General features: G+C 62.3%; 18 protein-coding genes and 1 pseudogene. All 19 read right to left on the bottom strand.

Annotation, left to right across the window (positions count from 1 at the left end):
* Positions 1-109: 109 nt before the first annotated feature.
* The 19 genes and pseudogenes from GC119_RS01105 to GC119_RS01020 all read right to left on the bottom strand — a co-directional run bounded on the left by GC119_RS01105 (position 110) and on the right by GC119_RS01020 (position 19,487).
* Positions 110-502, bottom strand: a complete 393-nt coding sequence (locus GC119_RS01105; protein WP_070572920.1) for a cation:proton antiporter — start codon at positions 500-502, stop codon at positions 110-112.
* Complete coding sequence (locus GC119_RS01100) at positions 502-762, bottom strand: monovalent cation/H+ antiporter complex subunit F (RefSeq protein WP_070572922.1); 261 nt, start codon at positions 760-762, stop codon at positions 502-504. Before GC119_RS01100 ends, GC119_RS01105 begins: the two co-directional genes overlap by 1 nt.
* Positions 759-1,124, bottom strand: coding sequence for a Na+/H+ antiporter subunit E (locus GC119_RS01095; protein WP_370919373.1), 366 nt, complete (start codon positions 1,122-1,124; stop codon positions 759-761). The genes GC119_RS01100 and GC119_RS01095 overlap by 4 nt, the downstream gene beginning before the upstream one ends.
* Positions 1,121-2,647, bottom strand: coding sequence for a proton-conducting transporter membrane subunit (locus GC119_RS01090; protein WP_070572925.1), 1,527 nt, complete (start codon positions 2,645-2,647; stop codon positions 1,121-1,123). The genes GC119_RS01095 and GC119_RS01090 overlap by 4 nt, the downstream gene beginning before the upstream one ends.
* Before the next feature lie 77 nt (positions 2,648-2,724).
* Positions 2,725-3,051: pseudogene (locus GC119_RS01085) on the bottom strand (sodium:proton antiporter); the annotation flags it as partial.
* Positions 3,048-6,113 (bottom strand): DUF4040 family protein, encoded by a 3,066-nt coding sequence (locus GC119_RS01080; protein ID WP_070572929.1) that lies wholly within the window; start codon positions 6,111-6,113, stop codon positions 3,048-3,050. The pseudogene GC119_RS01085 and the gene GC119_RS01080, both read right to left, overlap by 4 nt.
* Positions 6,114-6,212: 99 nt before the next feature.
* Entirely contained in the window at positions 6,213-7,382 is a 1,170-nt protein-coding gene (locus GC119_RS01075; RefSeq protein ID WP_070572931.1) for a glycosyltransferase family 4 protein, read from the bottom strand.
* A gap of 97 nt (positions 7,383-7,479) precedes the next feature.
* Positions 7,480-7,860 (bottom strand): ribosome silencing factor, encoded by a 381-nt coding sequence (gene rsfS / locus GC119_RS01070; RefSeq protein WP_070572933.1) that lies wholly within the window; start codon positions 7,858-7,860, stop codon positions 7,480-7,482.
* A gap of 14 nt (positions 7,861-7,874) precedes the next feature.
* Positions 7,875-8,987: a hypothetical protein gene (locus tag GC119_RS01065; RefSeq protein ID WP_070572934.1), complete on the bottom strand. Its 1,113-nt coding sequence runs from the start codon at positions 8,985-8,987 to the stop codon at positions 7,875-7,877.
* Positions 8,980-9,588, bottom strand: coding sequence for a nicotinate-nucleotide adenylyltransferase (gene nadD / locus GC119_RS01060; RefSeq protein ID WP_370919374.1), 609 nt, complete (start codon positions 9,586-9,588; stop codon positions 8,980-8,982). The genes GC119_RS01065 and nadD overlap by 8 nt, the downstream gene beginning before the upstream one ends.
* Positions 9,588-9,740, bottom strand: a complete 153-nt coding sequence (locus tag GC119_RS10890; protein ID WP_176745864.1) for a hypothetical protein — start codon at positions 9,738-9,740, stop codon at positions 9,588-9,590. The genes nadD and GC119_RS10890 overlap by 1 nt, the downstream gene beginning before the upstream one ends.
* Positions 9,741-9,823: 83 nt before the next feature.
* A complete protein-coding gene (locus tag GC119_RS01055) occupies positions 9,824-11,113 on the bottom strand; it encodes a glutamate-5-semialdehyde dehydrogenase (RefSeq protein ID WP_151952243.1) in 1,290 nt (429 codons plus the stop codon).
* Position 11,114: 1 nt separating this feature from the next.
* The gene (proB, locus tag GC119_RS01050) at positions 11,115-12,251 is read right to left on the bottom strand and encodes a glutamate 5-kinase (RefSeq protein WP_070572938.1); all 1,137 of its coding nucleotides are present in this window, start codon (positions 12,249-12,251) and stop codon (positions 11,115-11,117) included.
* Between the two features lie 3 nt (positions 12,252-12,254).
* Positions 12,255-13,781 (bottom strand): GTPase ObgE, encoded by a 1,527-nt coding sequence (obgE, locus tag GC119_RS01045; protein WP_070572940.1) that lies wholly within the window; start codon positions 13,779-13,781, stop codon positions 12,255-12,257.
* 66 nt (positions 13,782-13,847) lie between these two features.
* Positions 13,848-14,099, bottom strand: a complete 252-nt coding sequence (gene rpmA / locus GC119_RS01040; protein ID WP_019175392.1) for a 50S ribosomal protein L27 — start codon at positions 14,097-14,099, stop codon at positions 13,848-13,850.
* A gap of 23 nt (positions 14,100-14,122) precedes the next feature.
* Entirely contained in the window at positions 14,123-14,431 is a 309-nt protein-coding gene (rplU, locus tag GC119_RS01035) for a 50S ribosomal protein L21 (protein WP_019175393.1), read from the bottom strand.
* A 159-nt stretch (positions 14,432-14,590) separates the two neighbouring features.
* Positions 14,591-14,890 (bottom strand): chorismate mutase, encoded by a 300-nt coding sequence (locus tag GC119_RS01030; RefSeq protein WP_070572942.1) that lies wholly within the window; start codon positions 14,888-14,890, stop codon positions 14,591-14,593.
* Complete coding sequence (locus GC119_RS01025) at positions 14,874-16,487, bottom strand: 4-alpha-glucanotransferase (protein WP_151952242.1); 1,614 nt, start codon at positions 16,485-16,487, stop codon at positions 14,874-14,876. The genes GC119_RS01030 and GC119_RS01025 overlap by 17 nt, the downstream gene beginning before the upstream one ends.
* A 3-nt stretch (positions 16,488-16,490) precedes the next feature.
* Positions 16,491-19,487: an Rne/Rng family ribonuclease gene (locus GC119_RS01020; protein ID WP_070572945.1), complete on the bottom strand. Its 2,997-nt coding sequence runs from the start codon at positions 19,485-19,487 to the stop codon at positions 16,491-16,493.
* Positions 19,488-19,710 lie beyond the last annotated feature (223 nt).

Below are 19,710 nucleotides of genomic sequence, written 5' to 3'. Positions count from 1 at the left end.
CCGCAGTGTGCGGTCACCGGCTTTGTCATATGCGTCCCGCCAAAAAGCTGGCAGATCGAGGCGAGGCTGCCAGCTTCGGCGGGGTTGCCATCTTCAAGGAGAAACGAACTCAGTCGTAGGGGTTGAATTCATCAACATCGGCCGCGTCACGCAGACGCCCGGGCTCAGCGAGCCGGTTGACCACAGTCTTGCGGCTGACCGGCGAACCTGACACGTATACCGCACGCGACAGCACATTCGACGCAACACTCGACACAATGATCAGCGAAAGAAAAGCGAGGATCGCCATGAACAGGTGCAGGAACCTAAAGCCCTCCGTGCTGAGCGTAAACACGTAGGCTGCCGCCAGAATCATCGGCATGGCAAGTCCCGTGCCCGGCGAGAAAACATTGATGCGGCTGAGGGCATCGCGCGCCCGGAACATGGCGATGACGGTGCCCAACAGGATGAGGCTTCCCCCGATCCCGAAGATGCCCACGAGAACGACAGCGAGCGTTTCCATCAGCGATGCCCCCTGGTGAGAATACGCGACAGAGCAATCGTCGACAGAATGCCCAACAGCGAAGCCAAGAAGATGACGTCCAGCAGAATGGACAGGTTCACCAGCATCGCTATGAACACCAGAATGCCGATTGCACAGAAGTACACGAGGTCGCCGATGATCGCCCGGGAACCGCTTTCCTTAGCGGTGAGAACGCGAATCAGACCCAGAACGATCGTGCAGGCGAGAATCGCAATGCATACCCAAATGATGACAGTCACTGCTGGTCACTCCTTCGCGGAGGAACTTCGCCGCGCAGGGCCTTGAGCAGCCTGTCCTCCATGTCATAGAGGCCTTCGAGCACATCCTGTTCGGACTCACCGAAAAGAGAGTGGACGAACAGAGTCGGCGGAGTCTTGGAAGTGCCGTACGCGGTCGCGACCACAAGTGTGCCGGGTGTGATCGTGATCGACTGAGCCATCGACGTGATTTCGAAGTCGGTAACACAGCGCAACGGCAGCTGCACGATCATGGGGTTTCCATACGGTGTGCGCCACAGATTCGATATGACATCCCACGTGCCCGACAGGATCTCCTTGAAAATCCACAGAGCGTAGGCGAACAGGCGCAGAGGCTTCATCATCGTCCCAGCACCGCCTCGATATAGGGAGTGTAGTCAAGCATGGATTCGGCGGCCGAGTTCGTAACCTCCGCAAGAGCACCCGCACCGACGAACAGGGCAACGGACACAGCGATGAGCGAAGCGCCCGGGGCCAACAGCTTAGAGGGGATGCGCACATCGGCGGGCAGATCTGTCAGGGCGGCCCTGCCGGTGCTCGAAGAGTCCGGACGGTAGCTGCTCATTGCTCCACCCCAGAAAGTGTTGCGCCACATGCGCTGCAGAGCCAGCACCGTAATGCAGGCGCCGAGCACAATGACCCCGATGAAGACGAATCCCAACGGTGCGGGATTCTCCGCGGCAGAGCGCACAATGCCGAGCTTGCCCCACAGTCCCGATGTCGGAGGCAGGCCGACAAGGGAAAGCAGACCCAGAACATAGAACACGGCGGTCCAGCGGTCGCGAAAAGCAAGGCCCGATAGGCGCCGGAATGCCCCGGTTCCGTAGGTCTGCTCAATAGCCCCGGTCAACAGCAGCAGACCGGCCATCGTAATGATGTGGTGAACCATGTAGAACATACCCGCCGACAGCGATGCGACAGTCAGCAGAGAAGCACCGATGAGAATATGGCCAACGCCGTCGGTCATCATAAAGGCCAGCACATTGCGCATGCGGTTGATGCCCCACGCCGACAGCGTTGCTGTCAGAATCGTGACAACGGCGACAATCGCCAAAGGGATCTGCCAGGAGTTCGCAGACCCATAGGCCACGGTGTAGATGCGGTAGATGCCGTAGAGGCCTACCTTCGTATGCAGGGCCGAGAACAGGGCCATCATGCCTGCCGAGGTGTCGGGATAGGACCGAACCAGCCAGCCGTGCACGGGAACAAAGCCGGACTTAATGCCGAGTGCCGTAACGACGATGGCCAAGCCCAGTCCACCCTGGGCTGTGATGTCGCCGTTCATTCCCATCTGAGCGAGCACAGCGATGTTGACAGTCCCCAGAGCGGCGTAGACAAAGCCGACGCCCATCACCAACAGCGTGGAGGTCAGCAGGTTGACCATGACGAACATGCGACCGATGCCCAGACGCTTCCACGTGCCGGTCACAGCGATGAGTGCGTAGCTGGGAAGCACCATCACTTCGACCATCACGAAGAAGTTGAAGAGGTCCCCGGTGAGAAACGCGCCGGTGACACCGGCCATCATCATGAGCACGAGCGACGGCAGGAAGCGGTACTGGTCTTCGCCGGTCACAACGAGGAACCAGCAGCACACCACCGCGGCAAGCGAAGTGACGAGCACCATGAGCGCTGCGAACGCGTCGACCACAAATGGGATTGCCAATCCGCCTTCGTAAGCGCCGACGTTTTCGGCGTAGACGCTGCCGTCGATCGTGGCTATGAGCATGTAAACAGCCGCTGCCGCATTGATCAGCGGAATGCCGAGCAGCGCGACCACATTGAGCACACGATGACGGATAAGAACCGTCAGCGCGGTGCCGAACAGCGGCAGGCCGACAAGAACGGTGAGAAGAGCAGCGCTCATGATTCGCCCTCCCGCAGTCCCTGTTTGACCTCGGCGAGAGCTGAGTCGCTCAGCAGTTCGTCCTCAGAAACATCGCCCTCGCGGATTTCACCGGTTTCGGGAAACACCTTCTGGTCATCATCGTGTCCAAGAACTGCCAGGGCGAGCATAAAGATAGTAACGGCCAGGGTGATGACAATGGCTGTGAGCACAAACGCCTGCGGCAGAGGGTCGGCCGCATCAGCCGGAAGGGAGCGACCGCCCAGTGGTTCGTGACGCCAAGCCGATACACCGGAGGCAAGCAGTGCGAAGTTCGCGGCGTGGGAGACCATCGCCAAACCGAAGACGGCCCGCACCATCGACCGCTGCAGCATGAGATAGACTCCGCCGGCGGTCAGGATTCCGATGGTGATCGAAAGAATCACTGTCGGCCTCCGTTCTTCTGGTCTGTTTTCTTCTGTTCGGCGATTCCCAGGCGCCTTCCGCCCCGCAGACGCTGCGCGGCTGTCGGCCTCTGTGCGCGAACTGCCTCAAGCGGACCGGAAAGCTCACCGTGGACCATTTCATCGGTGCGTTCGCGGGTGCGCTCGAAGTCGACATCGCGGTGCATGCGCCCACCGGCGAGGATGTCCGAGCCAGCAGGCGTAAAGGCCGAATCGGAGGTTCCGAGCAGGTTGAACGACACGAGAATCAGTCCGACCACGGCCAGGTAGACGCCCACGTCGAAGATGATCGATGTGGTCCAGTGCTGCCCGGCGAAGTATCCGTGGGCCGGCTCGAGGAACGAACCGGTCATGCCCAGGTTGAGGAAGCCGGTCAGCACAGCAGTCATGATGCCGCCGCCGATGAGGTACAGCGGCAGACGCGGCGGTCCGATTGCGCGGTCGCCCGAGGTCGCCATGTAGGCAAGCCCGATGATGGCCGAACCGACCAGCGCGGCAATGAAGCCTCCGCCGGGCTCGTTGTGGCCGCGCATGAAGATGATGAACGAAGTGATAGCGAGAATCGGTGCTGCAAACTTGAACGTCAAACGCAGCGCAACGAGATTGGGCCAGGCTTCGAATACTGCACGGTGGGCGACGGTTCCCTTGGGCCGGACGGCGACCCACGGTTTGCGCGGAACTTCTGCGATTTCAGACGCCGGCGGGTCAATGTAGCGGTCGCGAACCGATGACATGACGGCGACAATCGCAATGCCCGCCATGCCGAGCACCGTGAGTTCGCCCAGCGTGTCCAGCGCGCGGAACTCCACGAGGATGGTATTGACGATGTTGTCCCCGCCGGAGATCTCAGGAGCTTCGTGCAGATACTTCATGGCGATCTCGGAGCGTTCGCGCCGGCCTGACACAAGGAACGTCACGAGCCCCATAGCGCCGCCGATGATCACTGCGAATACCGCACGACTGAACTGCTTGCGCTTAGGGTAGCGCCAAAAAGTCTTGGGCAGCTTCTGCAGAACAAGCATGAACACGATGATCGTCATCGCTTCAACGAGCAGCTGCGTCAGCGTGACATCGGGAGCTCCAAGGGCCATGAGCTGCACTGTGGCAAGAATGCCGACTGCTGAAAGCGAGATGGTGGCCGTCAGACGCGAACGGGCCATGCAGACCGACAGAACCGCGAACCCGATGACGAGCATGAGGACGACGTCCATCGTGCGGTTGAGGTTCTTCTGCAGGGGCGGCACTCCCCCGGTGGCATACACGGCGATCGCGCCGCCGTAGACGATGACGGCAACGAGCGTAAACGAAGCGGTGATGTGCGGCAGGGCTCGTTCAGAGCCGACAAGTCGGTTCAGAGCAACACCGCAGCGACGGAAGACTCCCTGAATGCCGCGCAGAACCTGGGCTGTCGTAATGGGCGGACCCGATTTGGCGAAAGCAGCGAACACTCTGCTGCGGAACGCTATGACAACAAGGCCCGCGATGATGATGACGATGCTGGCTGCGAGTTCAAGGTTGAAACCGTGCCACATGGACAGGTGAACATCCGCGGGAGCGCCCAGGGCAGAGGCCACACCGGGAGTGAGGAGCGTTTCGAGACTGCCCAGCGAGAACACGAGCGGCACCGATACGAGAATCGGCAAGGCCGCAAAAGTGAACATGATGGGATCAGACGAGCTGAGCTCGGACTTGTCAGCTTCCGGCCCGTCAATGAACGCGCCGAAGACAACCCGCACGCAGTAGGCGATAGTGAAAATCGATGCGAGAGCCGCCGCGACAAGTGCCGCCACACCCGCGGCAGACCCCGCGGAGAGAAGACCGGTGAAGATCGCTTCTTTAGACACAAAGCCCATCAGCGGCGGAATGCCGGCCATGGAAGCCGCACCGACAGCGGTGACGGCGAAGCTGAAAGGAGCGATGCGCACAAGCTTCGGGATTGAGCCGAAGACCCTGGTGTGTCCGATGTGGTCGATGACGCCGACCATCATGAACAGGCCGGACTTGAACAGCGCATGGGCAACAACGTGCAGCAGGCCGGCGGTCAGTGCAAGCGGGGTGCCAACACCCACTGCCGCCACAATGAGTCCCAACTGGCTGACTGTGGAAAACGCCATGAGCTTCTTGACATCGTCCTGCGTCAGCGCCAGCCAGCCGCCTACCGCCACCGTGACAAGGCCCACCGTGGTGAGCAGAACATTCCACACGAGAACATCGTGGAACGCGGGTGAAAAGCGAAACAGCAGGAAGATACCGGCCTTCACCACGGCGGCGGCATGCAGATAGGCGCTCACCGGTGTGGCGGCCGCCATCGCATCGGGCAGCCAGGCGTGGAACGGGAACTGAGCGGACTTGGTGAACGCTGCGACCGCCACCAAAACAGCCGCCGTCGGGGCAAGCCACGGAACATTGATCCACGCGCTGGAGGTCAAAGCCTCAGACACCGAGGTGGTGCCGGTTGCCATAGCGATGAGCGCGACCGCAGCCAGCAGCAGCACCCCACCGAAGAAAGTCATGAACATGGTGCGCAGAGACGGCGCCCACGCAGCGGGACCCGAACGGGCAATCAGCATGAACGAGGCCAACGACGTGACTTCCCAGCACACGAACAGCAGGAAGAGGTCATCTGCCAGGACGAGGCCCACCATGGCGAAAGTGAATGTCGCCATCAGCCAGTAGAAGCTTGTAGTGCGCCCCGGCGGGAAGTAGCGAGTTGAATAGAACAGCACGACCGCGCCGATGATAAGCGCGATATAGGTGAAGATGACGCCGAGCCCATCAGCCTGCAGCGCGGCACGAGCGCCCAACGACGGAACCCAGGCAACGGACCACGACGGGGTCTTCCCGGCCAAGACCGCGGCTGCGGCCGGAGTGAAGACAACCGCGGCGGCTATGTACGCCGCGCCGATGAACCAGCCGGAATTGCGTCCTAAGATCCGCGTGATCAGCGGTACGAGAACAACAACCGCACCCAACAGGCCAAGTGTCGATGCGAGTTCCACGTGGGCGCCTTTCATCATCGGCGAATCGGTAAAGGTCAGAGACATCCTAGCGGCGGGGGAACTCCATCACCAACCCGGCCAGGACAAACACCGGTCTTCGGGAAGGGTTTCACCGTCGCTGACCCCCTTCATTCGAGACCGTGTTCAAGCGCCCAGGCGAGACTGCCTCTTGCGTTCGGCGGTGACGATCGCGGCGAGCTTCCGCGCATGGGCTGTGGGGGCCGATTCTGCCGCCCGCTCCCCCGCCGCGCACGAAGCGGCCGTGACTGCCGCCCAGTCAGCGGTCAGAGCTTCGAGAGTGGCAGCCAGTCCCGCGGCATCCGTCGAAGAGGCGAGGACCGCCGCGTCTGCAAATTCCTCCGCAAGAACAGGATCACTCACAACAATTCCGCGAGATGCGGCACAGGCTTCGACCATGACCATCGGCTGGTTGTCAAAGCCCAGTGAAGTCTGCACAGCCAGGTGACTGCGCAGCAGAAGCTGCTCGACCTGTTCTTGAGGGATCGAGCCGATGCACCGAACGTTTACCGGGTGCCGAGCCAGGTCACCACCGGCGATTTCCAACAGAACCGGCACCTGCCGATCCAAAAGAATCTGCATGGCTTCCAGCGCAACTTCCAACCGCTTTTCGGGGGCAAAGCGACCAATCCATGCCAGACGCAGCGGAACTGAACGAGGCAGCGGCTGCGGTTGAGCTGTTCGCTTGGACGCATTTGACAGGACCACAACGTTCTGCGCGCCCGCGGCACGCAGCTTCTGAGCCTGATGTCCTGACGGCGAGAGCACAACATCAGCACGTCGAGCCATGGCCAGCGTCATCGACCGCAGCGCTGAATCAGCTGGACGGTCGGAAAGTTTCGCACGTGGGGCCTTCTGCCGAGTGAAGAGTCTGTAGAGACCGCGCAGGGCAGGTGCGGCCGGACCAGCGGCTTTCGGTGCACGCCAAAAAAAGGTGTGCACCGTGTGCAGGGTGACTATCCCCATCGCCGAGGCAGTTGTGACCGCTGCCGCGGCAAGACCGAATTCCGAATGCACAACAACCGCGTCCGGTGCGGCTGCTGCCAGTGTGCGCCGCATCCAGCGCTCCAACCCCCGGCCGAAGCGAAAGACCGGCAGTCCCGCGCCGGGAACGCGAACAGTGCCCGGCGGGTTTATGACTTCAACGGAGGGCAGATCTGCCACCAGCCGTGCACGCGGTGCCATAACAGCCACGCTGTGCCCGGCGTCGTGCAGGGCTTTGGCCTGCGCAACAAAGGCTGTCTGCGCGCCGCCCACATAATCCAGGTCGTAGTCACACACCAACAGGAATTTCATGAAACCGCCGATCTCAAAGCATCAGAGGCTGCCGAAGGTGCGTCGCACACGGCACTGCCCTGTAAGGCCGGGCCCGCGTGCGCACACGCGCAGCGGATCACTGTGAAGGCTGGGCTTCGAATTCGGGGAGTTCAATAGCTTCGCAGTCGCCCCACAGTTTGTCGAGACCGTAGTATTCCCTGTCGTCTTCGTGGAAGACATGCACAGTGATGTCACCGTAGTCGACAAGCACCCAACGATTCTCTCCCGTGCCCTCGCGCCGAATCGGCTTGACCTGGTGCTTGCGCAACAGCTGCTCTTCGATGTTGTCAACGACAGCGTGGACCTGCCGCTCGTTCGATGCTGATGCGATGACAAAGGCATCTGTGAGCACCAGATTGTCTGCGACGTCGATTGCGGTGATATCGGCTGCGAGTCGGTCGGATGCTGCTTGAGCTGCCGTGCGGGCCAGCTCTTTTGCCGTGTCAGTTGCGGGCACTGTGACCTTTCTGTTCAGAAGAGCATGATGAGGGCGACGATGATCAGGACGATGGCCACAAGGCCGCCGACCCCGAGGACAATATAGGGAAGCACAGAGGGGCGGTCGCCGACGAGGATTTCTCCGTCTCCGTATGTGACATCGCGGGCTTTCATGGGTCCAACCGGCGGGTTGTCGACCTCTTCGCCTTCGTCTGCCTGCAGAGTTTGGCTTTCTTCCGGCGAGATCTTCACCGATTCAAGCGGCATTGTCGCAGGACCCGAAGCCTCGTTGCGGAAGTCAGGGCTCGGCTGCTGTTTTTCAGTCGACGGCTGGTAGTTGACCCGTGTGCTGGTGCCGAGTGTGCTGGTGCCGAGATTCGCGATGTCCTTGGTCGCGGAGCCAGCAGTCGGAGCCGACGCGGCCGATACGACGGTGATTCCCGGATTGGTGGGCTTGACTACCGGTGCGCGGCGTTCGCGCGGCTTGCTCGCTGCCTGCCTGCGCGCCACCCAGTCGTCGGCCTTCGGGCTTTCGTTGGCCCTGTCAACAGCTCCGGAAATCTTCGGAGCTGTTTCGCCAAGCCGGTGAGCTTCTGCACTGGAGCTCGGCGCGTAGGCCCGAGTGACCGCTGGACTAGACGGTGCGACCGACGCGGGGGTCGTCCTCACCACGGGAGCCGAACCTTTGTCAGAGTATGCGCCCGGCTGCGGCTGTGCCGCCGGTTCTGCAAATGATGAGGTGTTAGTCCGCAGGCCCTGATCAGCATCGTCCTGATCTGCATAGACCGGTGTGGGGTTCAGCCCGTGATCGATCATGTACTGGCGGCGCTCGGCGCGCGTTTGGAAGTGCTGATCTTCGTGCTGGCCGAAGCGAGCCTCTGGAAGAGACGGAGCCTCGCTGCGTGCGGGCGCCGTGCCGGTGGTGGGCGTGCTGCCGCCCGCCCGCCAATTCGATTCACGTTCGGAGTAGGGAGTCTCTGAGGCAGCGGACGCCTGCGGTTTGACGGTCAGCTTGGCAGGAGCCTGATAATCGCTACTATAGTCGTCATCTGGGACTTCCGCAGAGTGCTGTGCAGCAGCTTCAGCTTCCGCGGCACGACGTTCGGCTTCTCGCCGTTCGCGTCGGGTTAGGTACTGCTCAGCCAATTTCGCTCCTGTAGAGGTTGTGTTTTGCAATGTACTGCACGACGCCATCGGGAACGAGGTACCACACCGGGAAATCGTCACGAACCCGGTCGCGACAGTCAGTTGACGAGATTGCCAGAGCGGGAATCTGCAAGAGGCTCACGCCGTCCTTGGGCAGACCCTCTGACGACAGTTCGTGGCCCGGCCGACTGACGCCGACGAAATGGGCAAGTTCGAAAAGCTCGTCGACTTCTTTCCATGACAGGATCTGTGCAAGTGCATCGGCTCCCGTAATGAAGAACATCTCGGTGCCTTCACCGAGCTTCTCAGCGAGATCGCGCAGCGTGTCGATGGTGTAGGTGTTTCCTGGACGATCAACGTCAACACGGGAAACGGTGAAGCGCGGGTTGGACGCCGTGGCAATCACGGTCATGAGGTAGCGGTGCTCGGCATCGCTGACGTTTCGGCCGGTCTTCTGCCACGGGCGGCCAGTGGGGACGAAGATCACTTCGTCCAACCCGAACCGTGCCGCCACTTCGCTGGCGGCGACCAGGTGGCCGTTGTGGATGGGGTCAAATGTACCGCCCATCACCCCGACCCTGCGCGCTTCGTGGTTCATCATCAGTGGCGGTAGGAGATGCCCTTCCAACTGAGGGCGATGATGCCCGTGAACAACAGGATGCTCAGAGCGGTCACTCCGTACCAGATGGGCTCCATGGGAAGTTCGGCCCCTTCGTGCGCGTGTTCTGCAGCGGTAATGAGAATCTCGTTCACTTTTTCTCCTATAGGTAGGTGTACAGGGTCTGTTTGGGCACCACTTTACCCGTTGGCACGCGGTGCCGCTCGGCGTGTCGGGGTCAGCTGCGAATCTGCCCCGAACCGCGCATGACCCACTTAGAGGTGGTGAGCTCCGCAATGCCCATGGGCCCACGGGCATGGAGCTTCTGCGTAGAGATTCCGACCTCTGCTCCCAAACCGAACTCACCGCCGTCAGTGAATCTGGTAGACACATTGACTCCGACGACAGCGGAGTCGATTGCGTCAACGAAGACATCGGCATTGGCGATCGTGTTTGTGACGATGACGTCGGTGTGACCGGTTGAATAGGCCCGGATGTGCTCGATCGCCTCGTCGACGTCGGCCACAATGCGCACGGCGATCTCGAGGTCGTGATATTCCTTTGCCCAGTCGCGCCGGGTGACGCGGCGGATCCGGACGCCCTCTGGCGCGCATTCGGCGACATCAGAGCCGCCGTGGATGGCAACCCCCGCCTCGTTCAGGCGATACAGGATCTTCGGAAGCACACGACGGGCGGCCTTTTCGTGCACCAACAGCGTCTCCAGGGCATTGCACACGCTCGGTCGGTGGGTTTTCGCGTTGAGGACCAGGTCAGAGGCCATGCGCACACCCGCCGACGAGTCAATGAACATGTGAGTGTTCCCGGCGCCGGTTTCGATGACTGGCACGATCGAGTCGTGCACGACCCGCTGGATGAGATCGGGACCACCCCGCGGAATGAGCAGGTCGACGTAGTCGCGTGCTTTCATCAGCACCGCGGCGCCGTCACGGCCCCACGAGTCAATACTCGAGACTGTGTCTTTCGGCAGCCCCGCCGAAGCCACCGCTCTGCCCAGCAGTTCCACGAGGAGGGTATTGGCAGAAATCGCGGCCGAACCTCCGCGCAGGACCACCGCATTGCCCGCTTTGATTGCCAGAGCCGCAATGTCGACCGTGACATTGGGCCGAGCTTCGTAGATCGCGCCGATCACGCCCATGGGAACGCGCTTCTGCATGAGCTCAATGCCGTTCGGCAGAGTTCGACCGCTGATCAAGCTGCCGACCGGGTCCGACAGACCGATCACGTGCCGAACAGCTGCGGCAATGCTGCGCACCCGCTGCTCGTTCAGTTCAAGCCGGTCAAGCAGCGAATCGGACAAGCCGCGCTTCTTCCCCGTTTCGATGTCTTCCGCACTTGCCGCGACGATATCGTCGATGTTGTCTTCCAAGATCCGGGCTATCGCTTCGAGGGCCGCGTTCTTGTCTGCTGTAGACGCGGTCGACACAACAGCCGAGGCATTCTTGGCGGCCGCGGCGACGCGGGTGACTGCCCGCTCAGTTTTGCGGTCGATCTCAGGGGTTTCCGTCATGTCACACTGTCCCGTTCTTTGTCAACATCATGTCGTTTCGGTGAACGACTTCTCTTTGGAACGATACGCCGAAGCGGCGACCGAGTTCACTTTTGCTCAGGCCGAACATCTGAGGGAGTTCGTCCGCACTGAAGTTTGGAAGACCGCGGGCCAGTCGAGTGCCGCGCGGGTCGACGATGTCCACTGGCTCCCCCGCTTCAAAGCGGCCGGACACATCCACAACACCCGCGGCAAGCAGAGAGCTTCCGCCCTCGGTGAGGGCTTTCGCTGCACCAGCGTCAACGCGAATGGATCCGGCGGGCTCAGCAAGGTGTGCAAGCCACAGCAGCCGTGTCTGCCGTCTGGAATGGGTGGGACCAAAGTACGTTCCGACGTCCTGACCGCGAACCGCGGAGACGGCAAGGTCGAAGGACGTGAGGACGCTGGGGATGCCTGAATCTGCTGCGATCACTGCCGCCTGGACTTTTGTCGCCATGCCTCCTGTGCCGACAGCACTGCCGCTGCCACCTATTGTGAGCGAGGAGAGGTCGTCAGGACCGGCGACGAACGGTATCCGCACCGCCGACGGGTCTTCCGGGGGTGCCGACAGCAGGGACGGCACATCGGACAGCAGAACGAGCGCTTCGGCGTGAGCCATCTGCGCGACGAGAGCGGCAAGCCTGTCGTTGTCTCCGAAGCGAAGTTCGTCCGTTGCCACAGCGTCGTTTTCGTTCACAATCGGCAGAATGTTCATCGCCAGAAGACGGTTGATGGTGTTCTGGGCATTGCGATACGTGGAGCGGCGCACCATGTCATCGACTGTCAGGAGAACCTGTGCCGTCACCACTGCGTGCGCTGCGAGCTCTTCCGTATAGGCGGTCATGAGCAGACTCTGGCCGACAGCGGCCGCTGCCTGCAGGGTCGGGAGGTCCGAAGGGCGCTGATCGATTGGCATGGGACCAAGTCCTGTTGCGACCGCCCCGGAGGTTACGAGAATGACGTTCTTGCCGTCGTCGTGCAGCTTGCCGATGATCTCCGTCAGTTCGACGAGCCGATCGCGATTGAGTCCCCGTTCATCAGTAATCGACGATGAACCGACCTTGACGACGATTGTTTCGGCACGACGGACGGAGTCGCGCACTGCGGCTGCATCAGTCACCGGCTATTCAGCCTCCCGCTGGCTTTTCTCCGCCAGCCGCTCTGCTTCCAGTTCTGCACGTGCGGCGGCTTTCGCGTCCATACGCTCATGGAACGCGGCTTTGCGCTCAGCACGCGAAGCTCGGCGGTTCTCTTCCAGGCGCGAATCGCTGCCGCGCTTGCCCAGGGGCTCTCCCCCGCCGAGCAGCGTGGGGTCCCAGTCGAACACGACGGCGTTTTCGGCTGGGCCGATAACAATCGTGTCGCCGGGGTGTGCGCCCTGTTTGACAAGTTCGTCTTCGACCCCGAGCCGCTGCAGGCGGTCGCCCAGGTAGCCGATGGCTTCGTCGTTGGTGAAGTCAGTCTGCAGAATCCAGCGTTCGGGCTTATCGCCGCGGACCCGGTAGACAGGCCCTTCGGGGCCGTTTTCAGGCGTGATGGTGAACGACCCCGCGCGGTCGACCGCCGCGGGTCGGATGATCTGCCGGGCGGGCTCTTCGTCAAGCTCTGCTCGCCTGGCGCGTTCTTCAAGCACGATCTCGGCCATAGCAAAGGACAGCTCTTTCAGCCCTTCGTGGGAAACAGCGGAAATGTCGAAAGTGCGGTAGCCCGCTTCGTTCAGCTCTGCGCGCACAATGTCAGCGAGGTCTTTGCCGTCGGGAATGTCGGTTTTGTTCAGTGCAACCAGCGTCGGCCGCTGAGTCAGCGGCAGCAGCTCGCCGCTGGAGTCGACATCGACTTCATAGGCGGCCAGTTCGGCTTCGATTGTCTTAAGGTCGGTGACGGGATCGCGCTCCGCTTCCCACGTTGCCATGTCGATGACGTGCACGATAGCGGCGCATCGTTCAATGTGCCGCAGGAAGTCCAAGCCGAGCCCCTTGCCCTGAGCCGCGCCGGGGATGAGCCCGGGCACGTCCGCAACGGTAAAGCGCGTGCTGCCGGCCTGCACCACGCCCAGGTTGGGCACCAACGTGGTGAACGGGTAGTCGGCGATCTTGGGCTTCGCAGCAGAAAGTGCAGCAATGAGACTGGACTTCCCGGCAGAGGGATAGCCGACAAGCGCGATGTCTGCGACAGTTTTGAGTTCGAGGACGACGTCGGCTTCTTCGCCGGGCGTGCCCAGCAGGTGAAAGCCGGGAGCTTTGCGCTTAGTCGAAGCCAGAGCCGCATTGCCCAGACCCCCGCGACCGCCCGAGGCGGCGACAAAGCGAGCACCCGAACCAACGAGGTCAGCCAGGATTTCGCCATCGCGGTTCTTCACAACCGTGCCATTGGGAACCGGGACGATGCGATCACCGGCCTTTGCTCCGTGCCGCAGATCCCCAGAACCGGCGGCACCGTTGTCCGCCTTGATGTGCGGCGATCGGTGGTAGCTCAGAAGTGTCGTGGTCTGCGGGTCGACTTGGAAGACGATGTCCCCGCCGTCTCCCCCGTTGCCGCCGTCAGGCCCGCCCAGCGGCTTGAATTTCTCGCGGCGCACAGAGGTGCAGCCGTCACCGCCGTTTCCGGCGGCGAGGAAAAGAGTCACGCGATCGACGAACTCGACAGCCACGGCCTTCCCTTTCTAATGATTGTGGGGCGAGCCGCGTCGCGACTCGCCCCACAATTCTAAACTCTGTTATTCAGCAATGACGCTGACCGTCTTGCGGCCGCGCTTCTGGCCGAATTCCACCGTTCCCGCAGCAAGCGCGAACAGTGTGTCGTCGCCGCCGCGTCCGACGTTGACGCCGGGGTGGAACTTGGTTCCGCGCTGGCGGACGAGGATTTCGCCGTTGTTCACCAGCTGACCGCCGAAGCGCTTGACACCCAGGCGCTTGGCGTTGGAATCACGACCGTTGCGAGTGGAGCTCGCACCCTTCTTTGTTGCCATAGTTCAGTACTCCTGGGTTCTGCTTACTTGATACCGGTGATCTTCAGGCGCGTGAGCTCCTGACGGTGGCCCTGACGACGCTTGTAGCCGGTCTTGTTCTTGTACTTCTGGATGACGATCTTGGGGCCGCGGAGCTCGTCGACGACTTCAGCGCTGACCTTGAGCTTGGCCACGTCTTCCGGGGCGTGGGTCACGGTGTCGCCGTCCACGTGGAGAACGACGTCAAGATCGACAGAGTCTCCGGCTTCGGCTTTGATCCGGTTGACGGTGATGACATCGCCGACAGACACCTTTTCCTGGTGACCACCGACGCGGACAATGGCGTAGACCATAGACAGTCCCCTTCTGCTTTGCTGCAAGCGGCTTTGCGCTCCACTCACATACGTATCGGCAACCTTCCCTTGGCACGGAGCCCATTAGGAGGAAAAGTCAGCCGTGATGCGATTGCACCGACCTGCAATCATAATCTCCGCGGCACCCAAAAGTCAAAGTCAGTGGTGTGCTTCCTGCTCGGCAATCCGCTGGTGTCGGCGAATGACGTGGGCGACGGTGAAGGCGAGAAGCTCTTCTGCGAATTCTGGGTCCAGTCCGCTGGCCTCAGCAAGTGCGCGCAAGCGCTCCAGCTGCCCGCGTTCGCGTTCGGGGTCGGCCGGCGGAAGGTCGGCGGCGGCTTTGAGATGGCCGACTTTCTCAGTGAGTTTGAAGCGCTCGGCCATGATGTGGATGAGCACGGCATCGAGGTTGTCAATGCTGGCTCGCAGCTGCCGCAGTTCGTCAGGAATCTCCGTCATGGGAGCCAATGCTACCGGCGGGCGCGCCCCACCGTTTGAGATGTTCAGCCAGCGAACGCGAAGTGATGGGCTTTCTGCCGTTTTCACACACGGGAACTCGCCAGGGAAGTTCACTTCGCGGTCTGCTGTCGCCCATGATCGCAGCGAACTCGCCCAGCGGTCTGTCGAGCACGCGGCGCCCGCCGTATCTGTTGGCAAGCGCACCCATTATTGCGGGCACAGCCGGTTCGGTGATCGGGATGTCGGCATCGCCACCCGGAACGCACTCGCAGTCATCCCCCGCTGAGAGATCAGCCCCGGCCAGCAGGAATACGGTGTCAGCAAGGGCGTCAATCGCCGAGCCCGCAGCGACTGCATCGGCGAATACTCCTCGCATCCAGGGGCGCTGGCCTTCGTCCAGACTGATGACTGTCTGGGGCAGAGCCCAGGCGTCCACGTGTCCGGCTTGCGGCACCTGCACCGCGACGCGCAGTCCATAACCGAGCCGTGTCGGAGCTGAGACGGCCGCAGTGAACTGTTCGCGGGCTATGAACTGCACCCACAGCCAGAAGTCGATGAGGTCTTCGCGCTCTTCCTTGAATATGTGGACTTCGCGCGAACCTGATGACGCGGGTACCGAGGCATCCATCAGCATCGCCCGATAGACGGCCCAACCGCGCAGGCCGGGACCGGCTTGAGCGCAGAAGCGGGCGAATTCAGCCTGTCTGCTGGTTCGCACGGGAACTTCGTACAGCGCCAAGAGCGACCGGAGTTTGCGATCGCGCACCAGCTGCGGGTTCATCGGCTCGTTGCGCGATGAGCTTTCCAGCAGATCGATGCCGAGCGCCCGCACTGCCTGACGGGTCGCGCTCTGCGCGGTTGCGTACTCCGGGGTGTCGGTGATGCTGATGTACAGCGGATCAAGGGCGCATCGACTCTCCACGTCAAAGGGGCTGTGCCCAGAAGAGGCGGTCACCGGGGCAGTCACAATGGATTCGGCGCCGACCTCGGCGGCCTGTACCGCGATGTCCCTGAGATCAGCGAAATCGCCCACGCCCCACGAACGGCTCATACGGGCTGAGGCCAGGTGGAGACGGAAACCGCGCGCGCTGGGCTGCACAGCCGGTTCACTCACAATGAGAGGTGCTCGGCTGACGGTCCCGGCTGCTTCGCATCGGACTTCGGCAATACCCGGTTCCTGCGCTGGTGCGGTCGCAATGTACTCGTGCCTGACCTCCGAGGCGCCGCCGACCGTCACGGTGTGAGTTCCGGTAATCGTCGGAGCCAGCCTCGCGGCTGCGTGCAGGTCCGAGGCGCCAACGATCGAAACCCGCGCTGATGCTGGATCCGATGTGCGCACTGGTATTGTCACGGGCTGGCCGGCTTGCGCGAGCACTGCCGCCGGCAGGGCGGAAAGCCACTGCCGGCGGGATTCGCGATCTATGAGAATCTGCAGTTCGCCGCTGTCCTCAGCGGTGAAGCCCAGAGTCTGCAGAGCAGCGACCAGCTGATCGTCGGACAGCGGCCGACCCGCGACATCGCTTTCGCCGTCGATGCCGAGCAGGGCGGCCAGTCGGCGCATCCCGCCGGTCATATCCGACTGCAGGATCCCCGTCACGGGTCAGTCCTGGCCGATGATGAGGATCGGCGGCTTCGGCTCTGTCAGCGCCTCTGGCTCGGCCGGGGTCGGTTTCTTGGCAGCGGGCTCGACTTTGGGTTCGGGCTTCTGGACGGCCTTTTGGATGCGCGTCTGGGAGCCGCCTCCGATCATGAGCAGACCCTCCGATTCCGGTGTCGGCATGCTGATGTCCTCAGCCTGCCCGCCCGCCGCAGCGCCTGCCTTTGCTTCGCTGCCCCGGTCTTTTCCGGAGCTGCTGTCCGAACCCGTCTGCCCATCGGCACCGAATTCAGCGCTTTCGGACGCTTCTGCGGATTTGATGCGCCGGCCGCCTCCGCGGGTGCCGCGACGACGCCGCGTACGGCGCTCACCCGGCTCAGCTGCCTCAGCGCTGTCGCCGTGTGTCTTCGCGGATTCCGCGTTCCCATTGTCCGGGTTGTCATGCGCTGCCTCAGCCGTTTCGCTGTGCGCGACTGCGGTTTCGTCTGCTTCTGCGGGGACTTCGGATTCGTCGTGGTCCCTGATGGTCGCCTTGGCGATGGCAGCCATGGCCTTCTGGGATTCCCGGCTGCGCTTTTCGTCTTCTTCTGACTGCTGTTTGCCACCTGAGCTGCCGTTGGAGCTGTGCGCGGTGTCCTTGTTGTCCCGGCCCTTCCGGCGCGACTTGTACTGACGTCCGGAGTGGTCCGGTTCGGTGCCGGGCAGCATGAGGCCACGGCCGGAGAGGTCTTCTCCGGCTGCGGCAAGCCCCTCAGCCAAGCCTGTGCCGATGCGCTTGCGAGTCATCTGCACCAGCCCCAGTGATGTCACTTCGGCAACCTGGTGCTTGGTACGGTCGCGGCCCAAGCACTCGACGAGGCGGCGAACCACGAGGTCGCGGTTGGACTCCAGAACCATATCGATGAAGTCGACGACGATGATGCCGCCGATGTCGCGCAGGCGCAGCTGGCGGATGACTTCTTCGGCCGCTTCGAGGTTGTTCTTGGTGACGGTCTCTTCGAGGGATCCGCCGGAGCCGGTGAACTTTCCTGTGTTGACGTCGATGACGGTCATCGCTTCCGTGCGGTCAATCACGAGAGAACCGCCGGAGGGCAGATTGACCTTGCGGTTGAGCGCTTTGTCGATCTGCTCGGAGACGCGGTAGTGCTCGAAGATGTCATCGTCACCCTCGTAGCGCGACACACGGTCCCGCAGGTCAGGTGCGACCGATTCGACGTATTCGGTGATGACGTCCCACATGCGGTTGCCGTCGATCACGAGCTCGGTGAAGTCTTCGTTGAAGACATCGCGGATGATGCGCACCATCATGTCCGGTTCGCTGTAGAGGAGTTCGGGGGCGCGCACCTTGTTCGAACTCGATTTGCCCTCGATCGTCTCCCAGCGCTTGTGCAGGCGCTCAATGTCCTGCCGCAGGTCATCTTCCGAGGCGCCTTCGGCGGCTGTGCGCACAATGACGCCAGAGCCGTCGGGGACGGCTTCTTTCAGGATCGTCTTCAGACGGCTGCGCTCGCTGTCGGGAAGTTTGCGCGAAATGCCGGTCATCTGGTTGCCGGGAACGTACACGAGGAACCGCCCGGGCAGAGAGATCTGCGCTGTTAAGCGTGCACCCTTGTGCCCGACAGGGTCCTTTGTCACCTGGACGAGCACTGGGTCGCCGGGGTTGAGGGCGACTTCAATGCGACGGGGTTTGCCGTCCATGCCGAGGGCATCCCAGTTGACTTCGCCAGCGTACAGAACGGCGTTGCGGCCCTTCCCGATGTCGACGAACGCAGCCTCCATGCTGGGCAGCACGTTCTGCACGCGCCCGAGGTAGACATTGCCGATCAGCGAACTCTGCTGCCGCTTCTCCGAAAGATAGTGCTCAACGGCAATGCCGTCTTCAGTCACAACCAGCTGGGTTCGGCCGTCTTTTTCGCGCACGATCATCGCGCGCTCAACCGATTCTCGGCGGGCGAGGAATTCGGCTTCCGTGATGACAGGGCGGCGGCGTCCGGCGGCACGACCTTCCCGACGGCGCTGGCGCTTGGCTTCTACGCGAGAGGATCCGCGGATGCCGGTCACTTCGCTTTCCAGCGACGAGGCGCGACGGCTGCTGCGCTCGCGGCGTCGCGTGCGGCGCCGCGAGCGCCTGCTGTCGCCATCATTGTCATCATCGCTGTCATCGGATGACGATTCGCGCCCGTCGTGTTCGCTGTCGTCACTGTGTTTACGGTCGTCTCGGCTGCGGCGAGTGCCGCGGCCTTCAGAACCGGAGCCACCAGAACCTGCGGAGTCGTCGTGGGAATCGTCGTTGTCATCGCTGTCATCGCGCGACTTCGAACGACGGCCGCGACCACCGCGCCGACGTCGGCGCCGTCCGCCTTCGCGTCCGCCGTCATGACTGTCATCGTGGGAACTGTCATCAGAGTCAGAGCCCTCGGAGTCCTGTGCGTCTTCCGAATCGTCGTAGTCTTCAGGCTCCCAATCGGGATCCACCTGGACGCCCAGTTCGGCCTTCGGCTGCTGGAACAGCAGCGCCCCACCTGAGGGAGCGCTGACCGGCACCGCCTCGGCGCCATCGCCATTGTCAGACGTCTGCGCTGAGAAAGACGGCGCGGCCTGCACTTCCGCGGAATCGGCGCTCACCGGCAGACCGGCGACCTCCGGTTTGGCGGCGTTGGAGAACAGTCCGCGAGCGAATGCGGTTTCGCCAGCACCGTCCTCCGCGTCTTCATCATTGTGCGCGGTGTCCTCGTCACCGTGCACCTGCGCGTGATCAGAGTCGCCCTCGTCTTCATCGACGTCCCCGTGGACACTGCCCGGGGCTGCTGCCGCTTCCGGCTGACTGTCGGCACGATTCTCCGCACCGCGCTTCTGTCCCGCTTTGTCGGCTATTGATTCCAAAAGCTGTGCGCGGCGACTGTCGTCATCGTCCGCATCGGCTTGGCGGCCCTGAGACTGCTGACGCAGCTGTTCGAGATCGGAAAGGATTCCCTCTGTGGGATCCACTGTGTCACTCATTGAAAACTCCCGTCCCGATCAAGCGGTGCAACAGCCGCGACCGGGATCATGTCCTGTGTCTGAAACGCAAAAGTCTGTGAGCTGTCGTGGGCTCGCGCGAATGCTCAGCGCGGTGGCCCGGGCTTCATCTTGAACCTGGCCGAAGTCCTTCGGAGAGGTGGAAGCACATCCGGCGCGGTTGCTCTGCCGGAGCTCTGCAGATCATTATGTCACAGTGCGCCCG

Source organism: Brevibacterium sp. Marseille-P9724 (assembly GCF_902500275.1).
Classification (GTDB): domain Bacteria; phylum Actinomycetota; class Actinomycetes; order Actinomycetales; family Brevibacteriaceae; genus Brevibacterium.
The sequence above is the reverse complement of the archived record's forward strand: the minus strand, read 5'-3'. Positions and strand labels throughout refer to the sequence as shown.